The organism is Psychrobacter urativorans (assembly GCF_904846675.1).
GTDB lineage: Bacteria > Pseudomonadota > Gammaproteobacteria > Pseudomonadales > Moraxellaceae > Psychrobacter > Psychrobacter urativorans_B.
This window is the reverse complement of the sequence record NZ_CAJHBT010000007.1, coordinates 87,107-110,523: the sequence shown is the minus strand read 5'-3', so window position 1 is coordinate 110,523 and position 23,417 is coordinate 87,107. Positions and strand designations below refer to the sequence as shown.

Below are 23,417 nucleotides of genomic sequence, written 5' to 3'. Positions count from 1 at the left end.
ACAGTTATGAAGCTGCTGTGATTCTAGCCTGTGTCTTTATTTGGCTGCCGCTGATTTGAATTCTATACAGACCCTAATATATATACCAATATACAGCTTCAAAGAACAAATATTTTTTTAAGCATTATTAGGATGGTCTAGAAAACATTTAACTCATTTCACTCTCACCCAAATTCAAATTAACGCTAAATCCTATCCCCCTCAAATAGTCACCTCTAAATTATTAGGATAGGAATGTATGCGCGGGCCAAACTCATAATCTCCATAACCAGCATCACTCCGCCCATTACATAATAGCCAAGCGACGACTTGCTGCTGTACCCTGTCGTTATAGAGTAACTTGTAATGACTTACCCCATAAAAAATAGCCTTATGCCCTTCTGGTACAGACAAAGTGTGCTCGCCAGCATGCTCACCTAGTGCCGATTCTATCGTGACCAAACCATCACCCAATAAGCTTGTCGCCTTAGAGTCATAATGAGCCTCAACTAAGGTGGCCGCAACAAAGTAAGCACGAACATGTAAAGGCAGACGAGTGGGATGGCGAAATTCTGCTGGGAGGACACTGCGACCTTCTAAAGCCTGCCAGTCAGCATCGCGAATACTGCCATAACGTAGATCAATGATTCCCGCACTACGCAAATCGCCCAGCTTAGCTAATGAGCCCGCAAAGGGCAGCTTGGCAATCCTATCTTGCACAAAATTACCAATCCGCTCGAGGCTTGCGCCATGATGCGGTGAGCCCAGAGTTACAAGATTACCAACCCGTTTCATCCAATTAAAACCTTGTTGTTTACCATAAAACAGCGCGCTACGAGCGACCAAACCACCCATACTGTGACCAACTAAATCAATCTGGCTGATGTCTGGATTGTTATCTACTAAATCCTGCAATACTTTAGAGAAGTCGTGTCCGTTAATTGAGATGCGTCGTCCTGTATTATAATTAAGGTATAAAACAGTAGATGTCGGCCGACTATGAATAATGCGCGCGCCTAGACTGTCACTCTCGGATGGATACCAGCTTAAATGACTCATGCAAAGACCATGACATAAAATAATAATACGCCCCGACAGTTCATCATGTTGCAGATGACAGCGTCTATTGTATAGAACCATCGAAACAGCGAGGGGATTATCGTGATTGATAAGGTGGTCACCCATGACCCCATTTAAGATATTGACTAACCGTTTCAAATTCTTAGGTAAAGGCTGAGTATGTTTTTGATTGCGCATATTATTATACAGGTGCAATCCTGATGCTAGATTATTACCTACTAAGAACATCACATTGCGTACCGTGCCGTAGATTCGTCCGGTGATACCGCGCTGCCATTTCGTTAAATTTTTTTCATTAAAGCGCCCTAATGGACGTAAAATAATCTCACGGTGGATAGCTTCGACAATATCGGTAACTTCAACCACACCCATCGTTGCAAGCTGAGCCAACCCTTCAAAGAAATCAACTATAGAAATCGGCTTACCTAGGATGGTATCTCTGTTGTCATCGGACATCAGGCGAACTGTTTTATCCACATAAATATATTCAAGCTGAGCCAGCTGCTCATACACGTCACCCTGAAAATGCGTGCTAGAGTCGGAGCTAGCATCAGATTCGCGCTTAGGGCTGGCGAATAGGTCATGGATAGTATCGAGCGGTTTTGGATTGGGCATGATTTTGACATATTCAGCAGTAAGGATAGCTTTATATACTATCCTGTAAGTCGGGTAATGAGAAGGGATGGTTTAACTTATAGGTAGGCTTACACTTACTTTCTAAAGTACTATTTAATAAAAAATCCCATAAATAAAAAACCCCAAGCCGTAACTTAGGATTTTTTATTTATAAAGACCATCTTTTATACAGACAGCTTTTTATGCAGGCGACTCACTGAACTCGCGACTGCCACTCATGCGCGCCTAGTACCAATTTTAATTCATCACCAGCTTGCAATACCCCAACGCCACTTGGCGTACCAGTCATGATGACGTCGCCAGCTTGCAGACTAAAGGCTTGGCTAATCTCGGCGAGTAACTCATACACTGGAAACAGCATCAACGCGCTATCGCCATCTTGCTTGAGCTCATTATTAATATAGAGCTGATATTGCACATGGCTAAAGTTACCAAACGCTTGCAGATCAACCCAATCAGCGAGTACGCAAGCACCGTCGAAGCACTTAGCGCGCTCCCATGGTTGGCCTTTGTCTTTGAGCTGACTTTGCAAATCGCGTAAGGTTAAATCCAGCCCCAAAGATACCCCACCAATCGCTTGCTGTGCCTGCTCAGCAGTAGCGGCGCTTAAGTCAGCTGATAGCTGAATACATAGCTCCGCCTCATAATGAGTATCACCATATACCACTGGATCTGGACGGACAATATCATGCCGTATAGTGACCACAGACGATGCAGGCTTCATAAATAATAGTGGTGAGCTCGGTACTTCATTATCCAATTCACGCGCATGAGCCGCGTAATTGCGACCAACGCAGACTACTTTGCCAATAGACACGCGTGCCGCACGATTGGCTCCAGTACTTTTATCACTACCAGAATCGTGTTTGGTGACACTATCCGCAATGGCATTGGCCAAAGACATATGTGGGGACTGGTTCATAATAGGGTCTCGCTATAAAAATTAATCATACTATTCTCTATCAATAACGCTATTTTACTTAATGAACTTAGCGTAATCTACAAACCGATACTTAGCAGGGATTTCCTTTTTCTCATCTCCTTCATCTGCTGTAAATAACAGCTTTGATTTGCCGTTAACCTTCACTGAGTCAATACTCTCTATATTTTTTAAATCCTAAATTTCAGGTAAGTCAACAGGTATAGGGGCGGCGTTCTCATCGAATACCTCAGTCGGGTTTTCAATAGCGACAATAATGGCCAAGTTTCCTGCCATTAGTGCGCACAGACCAAGCATCAGATCTTGACTTTTATTATAATACGCTAAGCCTTCGATATTAAGCTCATCAAAGTCAGGCTTTTTATCCGTGTGCGCTTTAATCGCAGCTGCAAGCGTTTTAGAGTTGCTCAAATCATCACGTATCAGTATCTGCATGCGCTCCGATATTTTTCACGAGTCAGAAACGGGCGTCACGTTTAATCAGGGCTTTAAACCATTTTGAAAAACCAGTAAAGTAATGGGCTTTTTCAGGGGCTGCTGCGAGGATAGCAAAAAATATGGAGGCAGCAGCAGTGAACATAAACTTCGCTACTGGCACTAAAAATACGGCCGATGAGACGAAAATAAATGCTCCAGAAATCATGAGTACCGAAATAATGATGCCATTGAGCGAAATCATAATATTGGCTTTGGTCGCTGCCAGTGCAATCAAATCAAGCTCCGTTCGCAAGGCGTTATGGAACATGGTTTCGACGTGCCAAGCGATGCTTTAGTGTCACCTGCTTTATCAATGCTAACCGCGGTCTATAGTTCCGACTTCTTTTTCTTCTTTTCTTTACTTAAATCTTTATCCGAGTTTTCACTCGAATCTTTATTTAAATTTTCACTCGAATCTTTATTTAAATTTTCACTCGAGTCATTGCTCAAAATTTACCTACTCTGCAATAATAAAATGGTTCAAGTGACCAACATCATTAAGACGAGTTATGGCCTAAAGTGCGCCAACCATTTTCAATATTTTGATGTTATTTGCCCGTCAGATGAATAACATCGATGCGTTATCACCTTATAGCATGACTCACTATATTGTTTGTCCAAAGCTAATATTACAATTAGGGAATGGTATGTGTGGCCACATCTGGTGGCACATAGGTCGTGTAGCGATTCATTCTTTTTTCAAACAGTCTAAAACTGAATAAAATCACCCAAGACAACAACAGATAAACGATACCCGCCGCAAAGAACAGCTCCATCAAGGTATAAGTGCGCGCGCTGATGGTACGGGCAACCCCAGTGATATCCATCAAGGCAATGGTCGACGCCAACGCACTGCCCTTCAGCATAAAGATAACTTCGTTACTATAGGCAGGAATGACGATACCGAAGGCGCGTGGTAAGGTAATTCGCGTTAGCTTCTGCCACTTTGACATCCCAATAGCGTCAGCGGCTTCAAGTTCACCAACCGGAATGGTTTGAATCGCGCCGCGAATAATCTCTGCTAAATAGGCGCTGGTATTCATGGTAAAGGCAATGATCGCGCACCAGTACGCTTGGCTAAGGACCGGTTCCCATAAGAAAGAATTACGGACGGCTTCAAACTGACCCAGTCCATAATAGATTAAGAATATCTGTACCAGCAGCGGCGTGCCACGGAAAAAGAAAATATAAGAAAAGGGTAATATCTGTACTGCCCAGCTTTTAGACAAACGCAGCTGCGCTAAAATTAAGCCAAAAAACAGCCCAATAATGCCGGAGATAACCACCAGCTGCACGGTTAATACTGCGCCGCCTAATAAGTCTGGGATATGCTCAAAAATAACCTGCCAATTCCAATCCATGAGTAACTCTCCCTTACCCTATAGTCGATTGTTGGTCGATCGATTGACGGCTAAGCTTTTTAGAATAGCGCGCCGCTGGATTGGCGCGCCATTCAAGCCACAGCATAAAGCCAGTAATCAGCATGGTCAGCCCTAAATAAATAATCGCTGCGGCCATATAAAAAGTAAACGGCTGCTGCGTCGACTGTGCAGCACGCGATGACTGATACATGATGTCTTTCAGCCCAATTACTGAGACCAAAGCGGTGTCTTTGAGCAGTACCAAGAATAAATTGCCCAGACCGGGTAGCGCAATTTGCCATACTTGCGGCAAAGTGATGCGATAGAAGGTTTGCAGTGGACGCATGCCAATCGCTTGCGCCGCCTCATTTTGTCCTACCGGAATCTCTTGAATCGCCATCCGAAGAATTTCGGTCGCATAAGCGCCAAAAGCAATAGATAGTGCCATCACCCCGCCCCAAAAGGCACTGATTTCGACATAGTCATTGTAGCCGAACTTTTTGAGGATGCTCATCAGCACCATGGAGCCGCCGTAGTAGATGAACAGCACCAATAAAAGCTCAGGAATACCGCGCATCGTTGCTGTATATAGAGTCGCAAGCTTACGCAGCAGCCAAACTTTCGACAGCTTAGCAGTGGCACCCATCAGTCCTAGAATCATGCCTATGATGAGGCTAGTCGCAGCAAGCTTGATGGTGACGGTTGCGCCGCTCAGTAATAGCGCGCCAAATCCTTGTAAATCAAACACAATTTTCCACTTAGTCTCTTTATATTAGCCAGTTAGCAACATATAAGTTAAAAGAATCAGTACCCAAATCAGTAAATATAACCTTTTGCTATCTATGATAGCGCGCGTGTTATCCTCACATATGAGACCCGTATTAAAGTATGGCAGATTGGCACGGTAAAAATGACTCGTGATTTTATCATATTCACGTTGCGCTATGTTACTGCTTGCACGCAAAAGCAGTGCCAAAATAGACACTCATTATATTAAAACTAATTTACATCGCCCAAATTTGGTGACACTGGGCAGTCAATCTTTTATTAAAAAGACAAAAAGGACATCACCAACATGGCAATATCCTTTTTAGTGACTTCTGAATGAGCGTATAGCTGGTTTATGACTTGCTCATGCTTGAATACTGACTAGCGACTACAGACTACAGACTACAGACTACTTTGCAGTGTCAGTTTCTATTACCGGCTCAGATGCAGCATTATTAATATTGGCCGCTACTGGCATCGCAAAGTACTGTTGATTGATTCTATCGTAAGTACCATTGGCTTTTATATTGGCTAAGGATTTATTAATTTTGGCTTGCAGCTCATCATCTGGACGTACTGCAATCGCAAAGTTATCATTAATATCTATCTCATCACCTTTGAGCGTATAGTCGCTGCCTGATGGTGAGCCGAGCCATTGCAAAGCCGGAAGTTTGTCAGAAACCATAGCATCAACGCGACCGGAGCCTAAATCCAAAAAGGCATTGCTCAAAGTATCATAAAGCTTCATATCGGCTTTTGGATAAGACTTCTCAAACCACTGGGAAGAGATAGTGGCGCGCTGAGCGGCAATCGAATGCGCATTGATGTCACTCTCATTACTGGGGTCAAAACTACTGTCTTGCTTAGCCAAAAATACTAAGGTATTGCTAAAATACGGATCAGTAAAGCTCACTTGCTGCGCACGCTCTGCCGTCACCGACATGGCAGCGACAATCGCATCGTACTTGCCAGCTTTTAGCCCAGGGATAATACCGTCCCAGTCTTGCGCCATAATCTCACAGGTGACCTGCATGTCCACACATAGCGCATTGGCGATATCGACATCGAAACCACCAAGAGTACCATCAGCATTAGTATAGTTAAAAGGGGCGTAAGCCCCTTCTGTACCAATACGCAGTACCTCACCGCTGGCAGCGGCAGTCGCGTCTAGAGTGGCAATATCTGCCGCGCTATCCTGACTATTGCTACAGCCCGCTAGGGTTAAAACTGCCACGCTTGTTAGGATTAGGACAAAAATTTTACTCATGGTCATCCTTGACTTTATTCTTCAATAAAAAGACTGCTAATCCTTAGTAGTTAACTGTCTATTAATTAGTCACTCAGTAAGTTAATCACTCAGTAAACAGGCGCTTAGTTAGCTAGCGCTGCTGCACGCTCTTCTTCCTCAATAGTAGGATTGGCAACACTGTCGATATCATCAAAATTATCAGCGTCGTCAACGTCAATACTATTATCTTCGATTACAATCACATCTTTTACGCCGCCACTCGCCCCTGCTTTTTGGGCCGCCGCTGTAGAGCTGGTACCAAAGTAACTGCTAGAGATTTGATCGTAAGTACCATCGGCTTTTATCTCAGCCAATGCCTTATTGAATTTAGCAACTAGAGGGTCACCTTTCCGAAAGCCAATACCCATTGCATCTTGGTCAGTACTGATTTCTTGCCCTTTAATTTCATAGTCTTTGCCAGCGGCTGTTTTTAACCAATCAAGACCGGTCACTTTATCCGACATCATCGCGCGCACACGACCTGAAGACATATCCAGATAAGCATTGTCTTGGGTATCATAAAGCTTAATGTCAGCGTCTGGATGGCTGTCTTGCAGATATTGCGCAGCAACCGTCGCGCGCTGCGAGGCAATAGGCTGACCTTTTAGGCTATCAACACTGACATTATCGCCTTTTTTACCGATTAGGATAATGGCAGTATGAAAGTATGGATCGGAGAATTCGACGACTTCTTGGCGTTCAGGAGTGATTGAAATACCCGCCATAATAGCATCGAATTTTTGGGCGTTTAAGCCCGGAATCAAACCATCCCAATCTTGAGAAATAATGTCGCAATCGGCTTTCATTTGTGCGCAAAGGGCTTCAACCAGCTCAATTTCATAGCCAATTAGATTGCCATCAGCATCGGTATAGCTAAACGGTTTATAACTAGATTCAGTCGCGATTTTTATAGTCATTGGCGCGCCATCAGTTGCTGTGTCGGTCGTTGCGCCATCTTCTGGGGTCGAGCTATTGCTACAGCTGGCTAGCATCAACATTGCAGCACTAAGCGGGGCCAGCCATAAGGCTTTATGGGTAATTGAAATTGTCATTTTATTATTCCTTCATGAGTGGACCCGCAGCTTATTGATCGGTAGTCCATTGAGCTGTCGTTTATTGACACACCGTTTACTGACCAAAGTTCGCCTTTTCAAGGCTTGCAAGCTTACCGTTGCTACGAATCTCACTTAAGGCTTTATTAAAATCGTCACGCAATGGATCACCTTTACGGACAGCAATGGCAATATTATCATCGTTGTCAATCTCATCGCCAATCATACCGAAGCCATCAGGATTGTCTTTTAGCCATGATTTAGCAGAGACTTTTTCGGCCAATACCGCATCGCTACGACCAGACTTTAAGTCTAAATAAGCATTGTCATAGTTATCATATAACTGAACGGAGTTGCCGTCTTTACCATCATAATTGTCTTGTAAATACGCGCCGGGTGTCGTTGAGCGTTGACCGCCAAGGGTCAGATTTTTAATTACCATAGGGTCAAAGCTGCCTTGGGTATCGGTCAGCCATACCATCGTATTGGCAAAATAAGGCTCGGTAAAATCAACTTTTTCTTGACGTTCAGGGGTGATAGACATGCCAGCGACAACCGCGTCATATTTCTGCGCCAACAGACCGGGGATAATACCATCCCACTCTTGAGCGACAATCTCACACTTGGCTTGCATCTGCTCGCATAGTGCATTGGCGACATCGATATCATAGCCGGCAAGGCTGCCATCGGCATTGGTATAGTTAAAAGGAGGGTACGCACCCTCAGTAGCAATGCGCAAAGTCTTACCAGCGCTACCGTCAGCTTGGGCATCGCCACTAGCATCAGTACTATCTTGAGGTGAGCTACAGGCACTAAGCGCTAGGGCGGCGGTGATGGTCATTGATGACCACAGTAGACGAGAAGTCGACATCATACATTCCTTAGTTTCTGATATGTGTTGCTGATATTTTCACCCTCTGACATCCATGCCAGATAACAAAAATAATAACAGTATTGATAGCTTATAAACTCGTCGATAATACCTGACTCAAAAATCAAAAACAAACGCTTTAGATATTGACTGTCATTATGCCGTTATAAACGGCCTATATGTAGGCCGTTTATAACGGCATAATTAAGTTAAGGCGCTATTAACTTAATACGCGCTTAGCGATGCGACGCCATAAAGTTTCTTACCCGCTCTGATTTTGGGTTGTCAAAGACCTGTTCCGGTGTCCCCATCTCTTCAATGATGCCTTGATGCAAGAACACCACTTGGCTGGAAACTTCACGGGCAAAGCGCATCTCATGGGTGACAATCAGCATGGTACGCCCCTCTTCTGCCAGCTCACGCATCACCGCAAGTACTTCATTCACCAGTTCAGGATCTAGGGCGGAAGTCGGCTCATCGAACAACAAGACTCGCGGCTGCATAGCAAGGGCGCGGGCAATAGCCACACGTTGACGCTGACCGCCAGATAGATTGGCTGGATAAGCGTCTTTCTTATCGAGTAGGCCAACTTTATCCAGCAGCTTTTCAGCATCACTGATGGCCTGATCTTTTTTGATTTTTAATACTTGCGTTGGCCCTTCGATGATATTTTGCAAAATTGTTTTATGTGGCCACAAGTTAAAGTTTTGGAACACAAAACCCACGCGCGCCCGCAAGCGCTCTAACTGTTTAACATCTGCTGCCTGCATCTCACCGGACTTAGTGGGCTTTAATATCAGCTCTTCATTACCAATACTGATGCTACCTTGCGTCGGTTTCTCCAGCAAATTGACACAACGCAATAGCGTAGACTTTCCGGAGCCTGATGACCCCAGAATAGAGATAACATCACCATCATAGGCAGTCAGTGATACACCTTTGAGCACGGCTAAAGAGCCGAAGCTTTTATGAATATTTTGTAAATCTAAGGCGATAGGGCGAGTCGAATCTTTGGCAAGCTCAGGCATGGTTCAACAGATTTCCAATAGTTATGAATAGAAAGTAGTGGCAACAAGCACGATAAAAAAACAGCCCAGGTTGCCATTGCAACTCTGAGCTTATTTTATCATTTTAATAGACAGTGTGTTGTTTTATACGGCTGGGCTAATATATGACCCTGTTCTGTTATTTTAGGTCATTTACCTTAATAAGTCGAGAAGTGTTCTTCTGATTCAGTGCCGTCTAATATTTCTGAATCATCAGCCGTAGCCACGCCCACATCATCATTCATCATGTCAGCATCACCGTCTACTGCCAAACCATCATTTGCCATGCCGTCGTTGGCACTAGCCACTGCGACATCATCATTTAGCATAGGATCATTAGAAGCATCTGCAGTTGCGACGCCTGTAGCTTGTTGCTCCACAGGGGTCTGAGCATCGACTACCGGTTCAGTTTCCATAGGTGGCTCGTTTTTCTTACCGCAGGCACTTAACGCTAGCGCCGCTGCGACTAGCGTTACACCTAGCCATTTTTTATGCATCGTTTTTTGTGTATTCGTAATTCTCATTATTTCTGCCATGGTATTAATCTCTATAGTCTGATAATCAATGCTAGAGCTTACTAAGCTCAGGCAATGCGAAGGTACTTTAGTATTCAACTATCTACTGTTCGACTATACTAACAAACGAATAGTGCTACCTTAGTAGTTACGACACAATTGTGTTGAGAACACGTAACTTCAGAGATTTAGATTGAAAAAATAATGGAAAAGAGAATAATAATAAACATGATAAAAAAGAATGAACAAAATAATGCGGCTGCTCTTTCTATATAAAAGCTAGACAAAAATGCCATAAAGCTACTAAAAGCCTATCTTCTAATAGGCACTGTTCACAAATTCGTCTTTACTATCGCCCTAATCTCCTCTATGTTAAATAGCATGACGCCACAAAAGCTTTAAACCTCCCATTTTTGTCCATTATTGCTAGTATTTGGCACATTTTTTCGCCTGTTTAGGCGCTTCTGCTTTGTTTGGCAGACTACTTGCTACCTTTTTATCAAAACTCAGTTTTGCTTAATATTCAGCAATAATAATTATACAAGACCTTTTATTACCCATTTATAGACATAAGGAAAATACTTTATGAGTCAATCGACTACCACAGATATTACCGCTTATATGCAAACCGTTGGTCAGCAAGCGCGCGCCGCTTCCCGTGCCCTCGCCGCTGCCAATACTGGCGATAAAAATGCCGCACTGATGACTATTCATGAAGAATTAGTCACTGCCAAGCAAGACATTTTATCGGCTAATAAGATTGATATGGATAACGGTCAAAAAAACGACCTTGATGCCGCCCTTCTTGACCGCTTAGAGCTTAATGACGAGCGCTTTGACGGCATGCTTCAAGGCCTAAAAGACGTCTCAAACTTGCCAGACCCTATCGGCGAAGTCACTGATATGACCTATCAGCCATCAGGAATTCATTTGGGCAAAATGCGCGTACCGCTCGGTGTTGTTGGTATGATTTATGAATCACGTCCTAACGTAACTTTAGAGGCCGCATCATTGGCGTTAAAATCCGGTAACGCGATTATTTTACGCGGTGGCTCAGAAGCGTTTGAGTCTAACCAAGCCATCGCTAAATGTATCCATCGAGGCCTCAAAAAAGCTGGATTACCTGAACACAGTGTCCAAGTATTACAAACCACTGACCGCGCCGCTGTCGGCGAGCTAATTACCATGACCGAATATGTCGATGTGATTGTCCCACGTGGCGGTAAAGGCTTGATTGCACGTATTAGCCGTGACGCAAAGGTGCCGGTGATTAAGCATTTAGATGGTAACTGTCATACCTTTATTGACCGTGATGCTGAGCCACAAATTGCTATCGAAGTCAGCGTTAATGCCAAAACCCATCGTTATGGCACCTGTAATACCATGGAGACGCTATTGGTTGATGAAACAGTGGCTAATGATTTACTACCCCAAATTTCTGAAGCTATCATAAAAGCGGATGATGCGATGCAACTGCGTCTCGATGACAAGTCACAAGCGATTTTGAATGACAATGCCAAGCTTAACGGTCATCTATCAGCCGCAACTAGCGAAGACTGGGATACTGAGTATTTGGCACCAATTTTAGCTATTAAAATCGTGGCAGGAATTGATGAAGCGATTGAGCATATCAATACTCATGGCAGCCATCATACCGATGTGATTATCACTGATAACTACAGCAAGTCACAGCGCTTTATCCGTGAAGTAGATTCAGCAAGCGTCATGATTAATGCGTCAAGTCGCTTCGCTGATGGCTTCGAATATGGACTTGGTGCCGAGATTGGTATCTCAACCGATAAGATTCATGCCCGTGGCCCAGTTGGACTTGAAGGTCTAACCTCACAAAAATGGATTGTCTATGGTCATGGCGAAACTCGTGCTTAACGAGTGGTTATAAACCTCAGTAATAGCATTAAATAACTAAATCAAATAATTAAAACGCCAGCATTCATGCTGGCGTTTTTTTATGCTTAACCTGCAGCCTTTAATTGGGAAGTAGGACATATAATCACAAGTGGAAATTCCAGTTACTGTATATTTTTTAAGCGGTAATCATTACAATAGCTTTACCAAATTTAATGTGGGCCAAAATAAGCCAAGCCATTTACTATACTGAATGCTGCAGCACTGCACTTGAGCAAGCAGTTAATAGTCATATTGATGACATATTTACAGCTTTGCTTAGCCGATATTGAGGCATTAAGTAATGAAGATTTAAAGATTTTTAGAATATTCATTGAGGTTGGCTATAAGGATTTTGGTAAACCGCAATTATGGATTGCGGTGTCCAGTGAGAATAAATAATTTATTTCAGCGACTCACTACGAAAATCTACATTCGGAATAAGACTAGGCAGGCTAATAAGCTGGTTTTATCTTGAATTTAGGTTAATTTATATTTATAGAAAGGATTAAGTTATGGAAGTGACTTTAAATGGCTATTACACGCTGATATTTGCAACATTAGTGCTGTTGCTTGGACGCTTTTTGGTTAAGAAAATTAAGTTTTTAGAGGACTTTAATATTCCAGAACCCGTTGCCGGTGGTTTGATTGCTGCGATGATTGTTTATGCCCTCAATGTAATTTGGGGCTATAGCTTTAACTTTCACCAAGGCTTACAAACGGCTACCATGCTGATGTTTTTTGCGTCTATTGGACTGAGTGCTGATTTTGGTAGGCTAAAAGCAGGTGGTACGCCGTTGTTAGTTTTCACCGTCGTTGTGTCAGTCTTCATTATCTTGCAGGATATCGTTGGCGTGGGAATGGCGAGCGCACTTGGACTTGATCCTCTGCTCGGATTAGTGACAGGTTCCATCGCCCTAACTGGTGGACACGGCACGGCAGGAGCATGGGGCATTGTGTTGGAAGAGCAGTACGGTGTGGTCGGCGCGACGACCCTTGGTATCGCTGTTGCAACCTATGGATTGGTAGCAGGCGGCCTTATTGGTGGCCCTGTTGCTCGTAGATTGATTAAAAACCTTGGTTTAAAACCTACGCCAACTAATCTAAATCCGAGTGACGTTGAAAAACTCGCCGGTGAGCAGTCGTTATACAGTACCCAACATACCGAAGATGGTGATCATAGACAGGAGGAAATGTTCGAAAAACCTGATAATATTCGCCTTATTACAGCCTCTTCGACTATTGAAAGCTTAGCATTATTTGCTGGTGCTTTGGCTTTTGCAGATGTAATGACCATAATCGCAGAAGGCACTGTGTTTGAGCTCCCAACATTCGTTTGGGCACTGGCAGGCGGCGTGATTATTCGTAATGCGTTAACCATGGTTTTCAATTTTGATATGTTTGACCGTGCTATTGATGTTATCGGCAACGCCTCTTTGAGCCTATTTTTGGCGATGGCGTTGTTGTCATTGAAACTATGGGAGTTGACTGAATTAGCAGGCCCTGTGTTGATTATCTTGCTGGTGCAGACATTCGTCATGATTGCGTATGTTTACTTTATAACCTTTAAAGTGATGGGCAAGGACTACGATGCAGCAGTTTTGTCAGCAGGACATTGCGGTTTTGGTATGGGTGCAACCCCAACTGCCATTGCCAATATGCAGGCAGTAACCGATCGCTACCTGGCATCGCCTAAGGCCTTTTTGATTGTACCGATGGTTGGTGCCTTCTTTGTAGATATCGTCAACGCAACCGTGTTACAAATATTCACTAAATTGCCATTTATGTAAGCTAGTGAAGCAATAAAATCAGCTTAAACTGAGTGATAAAATAAAAAAACCGCCTAGCATAAGCTAAGCGGTTTTTCTTTTTCAGTCTGACTAAACCTCATAAAAGCTAGTTTTCAGCTCATTAGATAGCAGCTTACTGGTTTTTAGCATAAACAGGCTTTTTAGCACAGATAGCTTCAACTTTTTTGCGGGTATCAGCAATTACTTGCTCATCGCCACGGCTGTCTATTACATCACACATCCAGTTAGCCAAGTCTTTCACGTCTTTTTCATCAAAGCCGCGAGTCGTTACCGCTGGCGTACCGATGCGGATACCAGAGGTTACGAATGGAGATTTTGGGTCATTTGGAACGGCGTTTTTATTGACAGTAATATACGCATCACCCAACCATTTATCCGCTTCTTTACCTGTTATTTCTTGCTTTACTAAGCTGATAAGCATCAAATGGTTTTCAGTACCACCAGAGATGATTTCATAGCCACGATCTTGGATGACGGTCGCCATTGCTTGTGCATTTTTAACCACTTGCTGCTGATAAGTCTTAAAGTTATCTTCTAAAGCTTCTTTAAAACAAACTGCTTTAGCAGCGATAACGTGCATCAACGGGCCACCTTGGTTGCCTGGGAATACCGCTGAGTTGAGTTTTTTCTCAAGCTTATTATCACGTGACATGATGATGCCTGAGCGTGGACCACGTAGGGTTTTATGAGTAGTACTAGTGACCACATCTGCAAACGGTACTGGGTTTGGATAAACGCCAGTAGCTGCAAGACCAGCAACGTGTGCCATATCTACTAAGAAGTACGCGCCAACTTCATCAGCGATATCACGGAAACGCTTCCAATCTACCACTTGTGAATAGGCTGAAAAACCAGCAATAATCATTTTAGGCTTATGTTCACGAGCCAAACGATCTACTTCGTCATAATCGATAAGACCCGTTTCTTCAACTAATCCATATTGTACCGCGTTGTAGTTGATGCCTGAAAAGTTAATGTGCGCGCCATGAGTCAAGTGACCACCCGCATCAAGGCTCATGCCAAGAATGGTGTCATTCGCATCAAGAAGGGCTAAGAATACTGCTGAGTTCGCCTGGCTACCTGAATGTGGCTGAACGTTCACATATTCTGCACCAAATAATTCTTTTGCGCGATCGATAGCCAATTGCTCAACGACGTCAACGTGCTCACAGCCACCATAGTAGCGTTTACCGGGATAGCCTTCAGCATACTTATTGGTTAGATCAGTACCTTGCGCTTCCATTACTGCTTGTGAGCAGTAGTTTTCTGAAGCAATAAGCTCAATATGATTTTCTTGACGAACGCTTTCAGCGGCCAATGCTGCTGCAAGTACCGGATCAAATTCCTTGATTGATATATCTTTGAACATATTTATATCCTATATAATTTCTATTATTAGAAGGGAGCTGGTAAAAGAGAGTCGCCTAGAATCGACTTCTCATGCTCAGCAATAGTTTTGATGCGCTCCTGCATCTTCGGTATCGCTGTAAACAAGTGTACCATGAAACTTTATGTTACGACTGCAAAAGACACTCGCCTTAGCCGGGAAGGGTTACATGACGCTATAATTTTAATAAAAAACCTATATAATCAACAACCTATTTAATTAAAACACACTAAAAATCTGCGATTTTTTACCAGAATTGACTCAATTAAGGGTTAAAACCAAGAAATAGTTACAAAATACCTGACTAATTGGTCAAGTATTTTTCACTTGCTAGCAATAGATTCAAACTTCAATTATTTTCTGGCAAAAACTTGGTAGAAAAGTTTCACTTATCAATAAGCGCCGACCATACCAATTATAGCGTGTTTGCCGCTGCCAGCCATCAGAAGTATGTTGAATAAAACGCTGATTGGGTAAAGTACGGCTGCGTTTAAATAACACATAGCCAATAGGCGTGCCTTTGAGCTGCTGCAAACGGCGTGCGCGCCCTTGTAAACTTGCCACCGGGAAAATGCTTTGCGCTGTGACCCAAGGTAATTCATCATTACCATATAGCTGCGCCTCACGTACCCAGGCCAGCATCGGACGATTCAATGCCGAGCCTTGTAGCCCCAGCTGCTGCTTTTGACTTAAAGACAACTGGCGATACCCTTCAAAACTGCGCTGGACTCGTAGCGGCTGCCCCGCTTTTGCTTCTAATACGGCAGTCAGGGAGCCTTCCGTATTGAGCCAAGGCCTCAGCGCGGGCGGTGGCAATATATTGGTTGGATAAGAAGAATAATTACTGGACATAATAAACTGCCAATAGTGAAAAGCTAAAGTTTAATTTAAAAAATCAGGCATATTATCTACGTTAAAAGGCAACGCTTCGTGTGCTTGCTGGCGATATTGCGCCATCCGCTGGCAGTCTGTGGCACAAAAGTCACTAATCGCTGGTATAAAGCGCGGATCATAAATCCGGTGTAAGGAATGGGTCTTAGTCGGAATAAAACCACGGATAAGCTTATGCTCACCTTGAGTACCTGGGTCAAAACTCGTCAAGCCTTGCTCAATCGCAAATTCGATGCCTTGATAATAACACAGCTCAAAATGTAAACTATCGTACTCACCAAGTGCGCCCCAATAGCGACCATATAAGGTAGATACTGTTTCTTTAGATGGAGCTTTAGACTCAGTATTAAACGCAGTTTTAGAAGAGGTATCGAGACTATCATACAAGAATAAGCTACTAGCAATAATCTCGCCCGCGCTACTATAAGCCTGCGCTAACATTAAATTCTGCGGCATGCTTTGTGCCAATGCCATAAAAAAGCCAACCGTTAAATAGGGCTGCTGTCCGCGTACCGCATAGGTCATGACATAACAGTGATAAAAAGCTTTCCAGTCCTCATCAGTAATTTCATCACCGCATTTTCGTGAACAGTAAATACCTTGCTCTGCAACTTTTCTACGTTCAGCGCGAATGGTTTTACGTTTTTTGGCTTTTAGCGTTGCCAAGAAATCCTCGAAATCAGTAAAGGGCTGTCCGTTCTCAAGCAAATTTTCATTTTGCCATAAGAACTGGCACCCTTGACGTTCAAGTACTGGAACGGCCATGGGTAAAGACTGGCTCTCTAGTTCAATATCTCGGACATCTGTTGCTTTATTGGCTTCATTGTCTGTAGAAGTCGCCAAATTAGCCAATTCAGGAGTGACAAACAAGCCATGCCAGCCTGACGCGCCTACTTGTTGGGCAATATCATCGACCCCAGTAATCGCTGTTTGTACAATCTCAGCGCTAAGGCTTTCGCCTTCTGCCAACCACAAACGCTCGCCAGTGATAGGTGTGTAAGGCACGCTAGTCACCAGACGTGGATAGTAATCAACGCCATAACGCGCATACGCTTCTGCCCATGAATGGTCAAACACGAACTCGCCTTGATGATGGCCTTTTACAAATACTGGCATGACTGCTACAGGTTGCTTGATATCTACAGCAGACCCCATTTCATTTATAGCTGTTTCCGTATTGGTACCTATATTAACGTCAGTATCAACACCTACATCGTCAACGCGATGAACCAACACAAAGATAGGCAACCACCCTGCCCGCTCACCAATCGCGCCGGTATCACTAAGCGCCTGCCAAAAAGAAAACGACATAAATGGGGTGTCAGGCGTCTGCCAATTCGCCAAGCTTTGCCAGCTGTTATCACCGAGTAACGCATACTGTAAACTCATAGTCATATTGTTCATTGCCACTATATTATTAATATTTTAGTTATTAACTAGCCTAGCAAATTTTCACTAGGTTGCTGTCACAATTTGCAAATTAAATGAGCAAAACAGATAAAAACTATTCTCTAAATAGTTATATATTGATCGCAAAAAAAGCCAGCTACAAGAATATAGATGACTTTACTTGTTGTTTTATTCTTTAAAATACCATTAGAGGTTATTTGCCTGTTATTTATACTTAAAATGTGTATATCCGTTTTTTCACTTATATTCAAAACAGTGCTGGTACGGAAAGGATGTAATTTATGCTGATGGCTGGTAGAATAGGGCTCTTAATAGTCTAATATAATTCAGATACATGGGACACGAGCGAAAACAGTATACTTAGTTCATTATGCGAGATTGACATCATATCGGATTTATAGTGGATAAACTATAATATGCCGTCAGCAATTCAGACGATGTAATCAAAGCGCCTTTTTAACGAAAGTTAACGCTAACTAACGAAAAAAATTCCAAGCAGACTCGAAACCCTCTAAAAGACTACCTATAATGTATTTGATCTTACCGCATCGCCCATTATTGCATAAGGGCTATGTAGAACTATTAAATTATATTTAAGCCTTATCATTAACGACAACCAAAAGGAATGCCCTACTACAATGTCAAAAATTATTTATACAAAGACTGACGAAGCCCCAGCGCTAGCGACCCTATCATTCTTGCCTATTGTTGAAGCTTTTACGCAAACCGCAGGAATCTCTATTGAAACTGCTGATATCTCTCTAGCTGGGCGAATTATTGCCTTATTCTCAGAGTTTTTACCTGAAGAACAACGTATCCCTAGCGCATTCGTAGCGTTAAGTGAATTGGTAAAAAAACCTAGAGCAAATATTATTAAATTGCCTAACATTAGTGCTTCTATCCCGCAGTTAAAAGCGGCGATTAAAGAGTTGCAAGATAAGGGTTATGACTTACCTGATTATCCTGATCACCCAGAAACGGATGAAGAAAAAGACGCTCGTGTTCGCTATGACAAAATCAAAGGCAGTGCTATAAACCCTGTTTTGCGTGAAGGTAACTCTGATAGACGCGCTCCAAAAGCAGTTAAGGCTTTTGCAAGAAGTCATCCGCATTCAATGGGCGCGTGGAGTGCTGATTCTAAGTCTCATGTGGCTACTATGGACCATGGCGACTTTGCGGATACTGAAAAATCAGTGACGATCGATAAGGCGACTGATTACCGTATCGAGTTTACCGCCGATGATGGCAGCGTTACCGAGTTGAAAGCCCCAGCGCCGCTACTAGCCGGTGAAGTAATCGATGCGGCTATATTGAGTCATGATGCGTTAACTGAGTTTTTTGATGAGCAAATACAAGACGCCAAAAAGTCTGGTGTCTTATTTTCATTACATCTAAAAGCCACCATGATGAAGGTTTCTGATCCCATTATTTTTGGTGAAGCGGTAAAGGTTTTCTTTAAAGAGCTATTCGCTAAGCATGGTGATACTTTTAAAGAGCTGGACGTCAATGTCAATAACGGCTTTAGTAACCTACTCGCGAAGTTAGATGAGCTACCTGAAGAAAAGCGCAAAGAGATAGAAGCTGACATTCAGAGCATCTACGAGAGTAACCCAGATCTTGCCATGGTTAATTCAGACAAAGGCATTACTAACTTGCATGTGCCCAGTGATGTGATTGTCGATGCATCAATGCCGGCGATGATTCGCAGTTCAGGTAAAATGTGGGGCGCTGATAATGAGCTACACGATACCAAAGCCGTTATCCCTGACAGTAGCTACGCTAGCATCTATGATGAAACCATAAAGTTCTCTAAAGAACACGGTGCGTTTGATCCAACTACAATGGGGTCAGTACCTAACGTTGGCCTGATGGCTCAACAAGCTGAAGAATATGGCTCGCATGATAAAACATTTCTAATACCAGCTGCTGGTAAAGTTCAAGTTCTTGATAGCGACGACAATGTGTTGACCGAGCATGCGGTAAAAGCAGAAGATATCTGGCGTATGAATCAGGCAAAAGACGCACCGATTCAGGACTGGGTTAAATTAGCCGTGACTCGTGCCCGTGCGAGCAATATTCCCACTATTTTCTGGTTAGATAAAGATCGTCCACACCACGCAGAACTGATCAAAAAAGTCGAGCATTATCTAAAAGATCATGATACCAGTGGTTTAGATATTCGTATCATGTCAGTTAGAGACGCCACTCGTTTTACCTTAGAGCGCTTAAAAGAAGGCAAAGACACCATCTCTGTCACCGGTAACGTACTGCGTGATTACCTAACTGATTTATTCCCAATTTTAGAGCTAGGTACCAGTGCAAAAATGCTCTCAATCGTCCCACTCATGAATGGTGGTGGCTTATTTGAGACGGGTGCGGGTGGTTCAGCTCCTAAGCACGTTCAGCAGCTTATAGAGGAAAATCACTTACGTTGGGACTCATTAGGTGAGTTTTTAGCATTGGCGGTATCTTTGGAACATTTAGCAGAGCACGACGACAATGCCAAAGCACAAATATTGGCGGATACACTTGATACGGCGACCGAAAAACTGTTATTGAATAACAAATCGCCATCACGTAAAACTGGTGAGTTAGATAACCGTGGTAGTCACTTCTATCTAGCAATGTACTGGGCTCAAGAGCTGGCTGAACAAAATGACAATAGCGAGCTAAAAGCGAAATTTGCGCCACTTGCCCAAAAACTAGCCAGCAATGAAGACGCGATTGTTAAAGAGCTGAATGACGTTCAAGGCAAACCGGTAGATATCAATGGCTACTACTTTTTCGATGAAGCATTAGCCAAGAAAGTGATGCGTCCAAGCAAGTTACTCAATGACGCTATAGATTCATTGTAGAATCGTTGTATCTGTGCTTAAGCAGCTAAGTTTAGAACATTGGGCTTAAGCGACTTTGCACCTTAAAGCTTTTTAAGCTTAAACAAAAAACACCTCAACGGTCTAAGACTATTGGGGTGTTTTTTATTTCAAAAACTGCCAACCCTAATGAACAGATAGTAATGCTCTGTCACAATGATGTTGTATAAACAAGAGTCCTGTCCTTGTTGTTATCTGAGGGCTAATGCTAAAATTATCCCCTAGCTGTTCATAAACCTTAAGCTAAAAATTTGGCTAAGCACTTGTATTATCTTTCACTTTCATCTGGTGTGAAACATAGCTTTGATTTACTAGCAGCTATCATCAGCGCCTATTTGCAGCAGTATCCCTTTGTAAGTCGAGTTATAATATAAGTTATCAGACACGTCTTATTATTCATTGTAACCAAGAAGAATACACTCCTCTCATGTCAAAAATTATATATACAAAAACTGACCAAGCCCCAGCGCTTGCGACTCTATCGTTCTTGCCTATTGTCAACGCTTTTACCTATACGACAGGCACTGCTATTAAAGCCACTGATATATCCATAGCGCAAGAGGCCGTATAATTATGGAAAAAATCACGACGGCTAGGGGACTGCTTTTTATCTTTGTCTGCGTTGGAGCCTTGTGGTATGCGCTCATTAGCTTTTTGCCCGACAACACTTGGCGCGCTGGTTTCACCATTGGCATGACTTTTCTGTTTAGCGGGGTTTTTCTTTGGTCCCTGTTTAGTACTTTGCAACGTATTTATGGCGACGACGGCAATCTGTGGAAAGAGCTGGCGATGACGGTGCTCAACGCATTTTTATTTTTGCTGACGTTCGCAGCGGTTTACCAGAAAATTGGTATCGTGGACACCACGCTCGACGGTAATCCGATCACGTATGATTTCTGGAATTGCTGCTACTATTCAGTAATCACTTTTACGTCCACGGGTTATGGCGATTTCAGGCCACAAGGTATCGGGCGCGTGTTGGCGAGCGTACATTCGCTGATCGGCTATCTGGTGCTGGGTCTGCTGGCTTCAACCAGCATGTCAGTTGTCAAATGGACGGCGAATAACAGTGGTGTAGATCGAGGCGGCAAAGATTGAGGCTGCGAAGATTGAAAAGGGAACAAGGGCTGAAACCACAGTTCCCGATGACGAAGTCCACCTAGAAATCGTCAGCCTACATAAAATTTGAGCGCTTAAGAGCTATTTGTAACTCCTGCTGTCGATTAATCTATAACCTTAGGTAAAGCGTGTACTGTGCGTATGAAGCTATTAGCTGAAAACGATACTACAAAGATTTTAAAGCCAAAATGCTTTATTGGACAAAGATGGTCTCTACCGTACTTTTTATTCATTTAGGAAACTCTGTTTTATGTCGAGCTCTAGCCTTATCTTATTTAACAAACCTTATGGGGTACAAAGCCAGTTTCGAGAGGATGATGATAATGCTCATACCACGCTTGCACCTTATTTTACCGATAAGTCGCTACGAGTCGCCGGTAGATTGGATGCCACCTCAGAAGGGTTATTGATTTTAACTAGTGATGGACGAGTGAATAAGGCCATTACTCAACCACCAAAGAGCAATGACTTTCATAAAGCCTCAAGCAAACAAGGCAAGACTTATTTAGTGCAAGTGGAAGGCTTAGTAACGTCGGTACAATTAACAGAACTGGCTCGCGGTGTCATATTAAAAGACGGCAAAACCTTACCAGCGTCAGCCTTAATGGTTAATGAAGCCGATTTGCCCATCGTACTCTGGCAACGTGATCCGCCTATCCGCGAACGCAAAAATGTACCGACCTCATGGCTGATGCTGACTATTTATGAAGGTAAGAACCGTCAAGTTCGGCGCATGACTGCGCATGTCGGTCTACCGTGTTTGCGCCTTATTCGTTGGTCAGTGGCAGGGTTTGAGTTAGGGACACTTACCGTTGGAGAGCTTGTGCGCATTCATCTCAATGCGGAACGCTGTCAGCAGTTGGGGATTACCATTTAAACTGTTTCACTTGGCCCTTATTTATTTGGTACTTAGTAAGTTTCATTAGTACACTAAACTCAGTTACGAAGCTTCAAACACTGTGTCTCAAACGAGTAAGGTTTCTTTGTTAAAATTCAACACCTTATTATGCGCGTGTAATGGGTTATATGCGCATGATGAGTTTTGCTAGCTTATCATTTAGCTCTTTTAAGTTAAGGATATATCATGACTGCTTCTTATCGTTTTGCCCTTCTTACCGCCAGTGTAGCCGCTACCCTTGCGCTTAGCGCTTGTCAACCTACTCCTGAGGATAATACTGAGGCAACACCAACAGAAGATGTCATACTGACGCCGATTGAAGCGCCTGAGGGTGATACTAGTGCAGATATAGAGGCACACGCAGACACTGATATGGCTGATGAGGGGGTGATGTCCGATATGCTGAAGGACTATACCAAGTCAATGACTAAGATGCACGATGAGATGATGATTGGCATGAACTATAATGATCCGGATACAGCATTTGCTAAAAGCATGCTGGGACATCATCGTGGGGCGATAGATATGGCAAAAACTGAGCTGAAGTATGGCACCGATGCCGCCATGCTTAAGCTGGCGCAAGAGATTATCGACTCTCAGCAACTTGAGATCGATACCATGAGAAAATGGCTTGCAAGCCACCTTGACTCCGCCAATCCAAAGCCTGAAACCCTAGCCATGCAGCAAGCCTTTGCCAAGGGGAAGGACACAATGCATAGTAAAATGATGGTTGGCATCGCAGATCCTGTACCGGATATGGCATTTGCTCGTGGTATGTTACCGCTTCATGTAGGCGCAGTTGATATGGCGATGGTACAGCTCAAATATGGTAAAGATGAAGAGATGCGTAAGCTGGCACAAGAGATTATTGATGCCCAGCAGCCTGAAATTGAGTTGATGCAAGATTGGATTGCTATGAATGGGGCAGATGAGACTAGTATTAATGAGACGGGTACTGCTGACGCTCAAGACGGTTTACAGACACCAGTAGCGCCTGTTAATGAAGACAAACCTGCTGCTTAAACCGCAGTTACCTTAGCCAAAGTTCAACGTAACTGTTAATGAAAGCTATAGCTTAGATTAATCTTAATAAAAAGCTCTTTGCCAAAC

20 protein-coding genes and 1 pseudogene are annotated in these 23,417 nt (G+C 43.3%); 7 read left to right on the top strand and 14 right to left on the bottom strand.

Annotation, left to right across the window (positions count from 1 at the left end):
* Nucleotides 1-201: 201 nt before the first annotated feature.
* The 11 genes from JMY06_RS05415 to JMY06_RS05365 form a co-directional block, all read right to left on the bottom strand.
* Nucleotides 202-1,674, bottom strand: coding sequence for an esterase/lipase family protein (locus JMY06_RS05415; RefSeq protein ID WP_201616899.1), 1,473 nt, complete (start codon nucleotides 1,672-1,674; stop codon nucleotides 202-204).
* A gap of 214 nt (nucleotides 1,675-1,888) precedes the next feature.
* Complete coding sequence (locus JMY06_RS05410) at nucleotides 1,889-2,617, bottom strand: fumarylacetoacetate hydrolase family protein (protein WP_201616897.1); 729 nt, start codon at nucleotides 2,615-2,617, stop codon at nucleotides 1,889-1,891.
* A 195-nt stretch (nucleotides 2,618-2,812) separates the two neighbouring features.
* Complete coding sequence (locus tag JMY06_RS05405; protein ID WP_201616895.1) at nucleotides 2,813-3,070, bottom strand: hypothetical protein; 258 nt, start codon at nucleotides 3,068-3,070, stop codon at nucleotides 2,813-2,815.
* Nucleotides 3,071-3,092: 22 nt separating this feature from the next.
* Nucleotides 3,093-3,380: a hypothetical protein gene (locus JMY06_RS05400; RefSeq protein WP_201616887.1), complete on the bottom strand. Its 288-nt coding sequence runs from the start codon at nucleotides 3,378-3,380 to the stop codon at nucleotides 3,093-3,095.
* Nucleotides 3,381-3,747: 367 nt separating this feature from the next.
* On the bottom strand, nucleotides 3,748-4,473 hold the full coding sequence (locus JMY06_RS05395; RefSeq protein WP_201616885.1) for an ABC transporter permease: 726 nt from the start codon (nucleotides 4,471-4,473) through the stop codon (nucleotides 3,748-3,750).
* 13 nt (nucleotides 4,474-4,486) lie between these two features.
* Nucleotides 4,487-5,221: an ABC transporter permease gene (locus JMY06_RS05390; RefSeq protein ID WP_201526456.1), complete on the bottom strand. Its 735-nt coding sequence runs from the start codon at nucleotides 5,219-5,221 to the stop codon at nucleotides 4,487-4,489.
* Between the two features lie 429 nt (nucleotides 5,222-5,650).
* Nucleotides 5,651-6,508 carry an ABC transporter substrate-binding protein gene (locus JMY06_RS05385; protein ID WP_227672184.1) on the bottom strand — a complete coding sequence of 286 codons (858 nt, stop codon included), beginning with the start codon at nucleotides 6,506-6,508 and terminating at the stop codon, nucleotides 5,651-5,653.
* Between the two features lie 104 nt (nucleotides 6,509-6,612).
* Complete coding sequence (locus JMY06_RS05380) at nucleotides 6,613-7,581, bottom strand: transporter substrate-binding domain-containing protein (RefSeq protein WP_201616882.1); 969 nt, start codon at nucleotides 7,579-7,581, stop codon at nucleotides 6,613-6,615.
* Between the two features lie 76 nt (nucleotides 7,582-7,657).
* Nucleotides 7,658-8,455, bottom strand: coding sequence for a transporter substrate-binding domain-containing protein (locus JMY06_RS05375; RefSeq protein WP_201616880.1), 798 nt, complete (start codon nucleotides 8,453-8,455; stop codon nucleotides 7,658-7,660).
* A gap of 233 nt (nucleotides 8,456-8,688) precedes the next feature.
* Nucleotides 8,689-9,480, bottom strand: coding sequence for an ABC transporter ATP-binding protein (locus tag JMY06_RS05370; protein ID WP_201616878.1), 792 nt, complete (start codon nucleotides 9,478-9,480; stop codon nucleotides 8,689-8,691).
* 176 nt (nucleotides 9,481-9,656) lie between these two features.
* Nucleotides 9,657-10,034 (bottom strand): hypothetical protein, encoded by a 378-nt coding sequence (locus tag JMY06_RS05365; protein ID WP_227672183.1) that lies wholly within the window; start codon nucleotides 10,032-10,034, stop codon nucleotides 9,657-9,659.
* A 564-nt stretch (nucleotides 10,035-10,598) separates the two neighbouring features.
* Between JMY06_RS05365 and JMY06_RS05360 the strand changes: the two genes are divergently transcribed.
* Nucleotides 10,599-11,900, top strand: a complete 1,302-nt coding sequence (locus JMY06_RS05360) for a glutamate-5-semialdehyde dehydrogenase (RefSeq protein ID WP_201616870.1) — start codon at nucleotides 10,599-10,601, stop codon at nucleotides 11,898-11,900.
* A gap of 533 nt (nucleotides 11,901-12,433) precedes the next feature.
* A complete protein-coding gene (locus JMY06_RS05355) occupies nucleotides 12,434-13,708 on the top strand; it encodes a sodium/glutamate symporter (RefSeq protein ID WP_201616868.1) in 1,275 nt (424 codons plus the stop codon).
* Nucleotides 13,709-13,841: 133 nt separating this feature from the next.
* Here JMY06_RS05355 and glyA read toward each other — a convergent pair whose 3' ends face one another.
* From glyA to JMY06_RS05340, 3 genes are all read right to left on the bottom strand, one after another.
* Entirely contained in the window at nucleotides 13,842-15,098 is a 1,257-nt protein-coding gene (gene glyA, locus JMY06_RS05350) for a serine hydroxymethyltransferase (protein WP_201526472.1), read from the bottom strand.
* Between the two features lie 360 nt (nucleotides 15,099-15,458).
* Entirely contained in the window at nucleotides 15,459-15,968 is a 510-nt protein-coding gene (locus JMY06_RS05345; RefSeq protein WP_201616866.1) for a chorismate--pyruvate lyase family protein, read from the bottom strand.
* Nucleotides 15,969-15,998: 30 nt separating this feature from the next.
* Nucleotides 15,999-17,396 (bottom strand): GNAT family N-acetyltransferase, encoded by a 1,398-nt coding sequence (locus tag JMY06_RS05340; RefSeq protein ID WP_201616864.1) that lies wholly within the window; start codon nucleotides 17,394-17,396, stop codon nucleotides 15,999-16,001.
* Between the two features lie 659 nt (nucleotides 17,397-18,055).
* Between JMY06_RS05340 and JMY06_RS05335 the strand changes: the two genes are divergently transcribed.
* The 5 genes and pseudogenes from JMY06_RS05335 (at nucleotide 18,056) to JMY06_RS05315 (ending at nucleotide 23,330) form a co-directional block, all read left to right on the top strand.
* Nucleotides 18,056-20,272, top strand: coding sequence for an NADP-dependent isocitrate dehydrogenase (locus JMY06_RS05335; protein ID WP_201616862.1), 2,217 nt, complete (start codon nucleotides 18,056-18,058; stop codon nucleotides 20,270-20,272).
* Between the two features lie 445 nt (nucleotides 20,273-20,717).
* Nucleotides 20,718-20,846 (top strand): annotated as a pseudogene (locus tag JMY06_RS05330) (NADP-dependent isocitrate dehydrogenase); the annotation flags it as partial.
* A gap of 17 nt (nucleotides 20,847-20,863) precedes the next feature.
* Nucleotides 20,864-21,388: a potassium channel family protein gene (locus JMY06_RS05325; protein WP_201616855.1), complete on the top strand. Its 525-nt coding sequence runs from the start codon at nucleotides 20,864-20,866 to the stop codon at nucleotides 21,386-21,388.
* A 271-nt stretch (nucleotides 21,389-21,659) separates the two neighbouring features.
* A complete protein-coding gene (locus JMY06_RS05320) occupies nucleotides 21,660-22,286 on the top strand; it encodes a pseudouridine synthase (protein WP_201616853.1) in 627 nt (208 codons plus the stop codon).
* Nucleotides 22,287-22,493: 207 nt separating this feature from the next.
* Complete coding sequence (locus JMY06_RS05315) at nucleotides 22,494-23,330, top strand: DUF305 domain-containing protein (RefSeq protein ID WP_201616851.1); 837 nt, start codon at nucleotides 22,494-22,496, stop codon at nucleotides 23,328-23,330.
* The last annotated feature ends 87 nt before the right edge of the window (nucleotides 23,331-23,417 follow it).

Coding starts and splice junctions, on each gene's coding strand:
- JMY06_RS05395 (WP_201616885.1), bottom strand. CDS start 4,473: ATGGATTGGAATTGGCAGGTTATTTTTGAGCATATCCCAGACTTATTA.
- JMY06_RS05320 (WP_201616853.1), top strand. CDS start 21,660: ATGTCGAGCTCTAGCCTTATCTTATTTAACAAACCTTATGGGGTACAA.
- JMY06_RS05340 (WP_201616864.1), bottom strand. CDS start 17,396: ATGAGTTTACAGTATGCGTTACTCGGTGATAACAGCTGGCAAAGCTTG.
- JMY06_RS05370 (WP_201616878.1), bottom strand. CDS start 9,480: ATGCCTGAGCTTGCCAAAGATTCGACTCGCCCTATCGCCTTAGATTTA.
- JMY06_RS05360 (WP_201616870.1), top strand. CDS start 10,599: ATGAGTCAATCGACTACCACAGATATTACCGCTTATATGCAAACCGTT.
- JMY06_RS05345 (WP_201616866.1), bottom strand. CDS start 15,968: ATGTCCAGTAATTATTCTTCTTATCCAACCAATATATTGCCACCGCCC.
- JMY06_RS05355 (WP_201616868.1), top strand. CDS start 12,434: ATGGAAGTGACTTTAAATGGCTATTACACGCTGATATTTGCAACATTA.
- JMY06_RS05415 (WP_201616899.1), bottom strand. CDS start 1,674: ATGCCCAATCCAAAACCGCTCGATACTATCCATGACCTATTCGCCAGC.
- JMY06_RS05325 (WP_201616855.1), top strand. CDS start 20,864: ATGGAAAAAATCACGACGGCTAGGGGACTGCTTTTTATCTTTGTCTGC.
- JMY06_RS05375 (WP_201616880.1), bottom strand. CDS start 8,455: ATGATGTCGACTTCTCGTCTACTGTGGTCATCAATGACCATCACCGCC.
- JMY06_RS05400 (WP_201616887.1), bottom strand. CDS start 3,380: ATGTTCCATAACGCCTTGCGAACGGAGCTTGATTTGATTGCACTGGCA.
- JMY06_RS05410 (WP_201616897.1), bottom strand. CDS start 2,617: ATGAACCAGTCCCCACATATGTCTTTGGCCAATGCCATTGCGGATAGT.
- JMY06_RS05365 (WP_227672183.1), bottom strand. CDS start 10,034: ATGGCAGAAATAATGAGAATTACGAATACACAAAAAACGATGCATAAA.
- JMY06_RS05405 (WP_201616895.1), bottom strand. CDS start 3,070: ATGCAGATACTGATACGTGATGATTTGAGCAACTCTAAAACGCTTGCA.
- glyA (WP_201526472.1), bottom strand. CDS start 15,098: ATGTTCAAAGATATATCAATCAAGGAATTTGATCCGGTACTTGCAGCA.
- JMY06_RS05385 (WP_227672184.1), bottom strand. CDS start 6,508: ATGAGTAAAATTTTTGTCCTAATCCTAACAAGCGTGGCAGTTTTAACC.
- JMY06_RS05380 (WP_201616882.1), bottom strand. CDS start 7,581: ATGACAATTTCAATTACCCATAAAGCCTTATGGCTGGCCCCGCTTAGT.
- JMY06_RS05335 (WP_201616862.1), top strand. CDS start 18,056: ATGTCAAAAATTATTTATACAAAGACTGACGAAGCCCCAGCGCTAGCG.
- JMY06_RS05315 (WP_201616851.1), top strand. CDS start 22,494: ATGACTGCTTCTTATCGTTTTGCCCTTCTTACCGCCAGTGTAGCCGCT.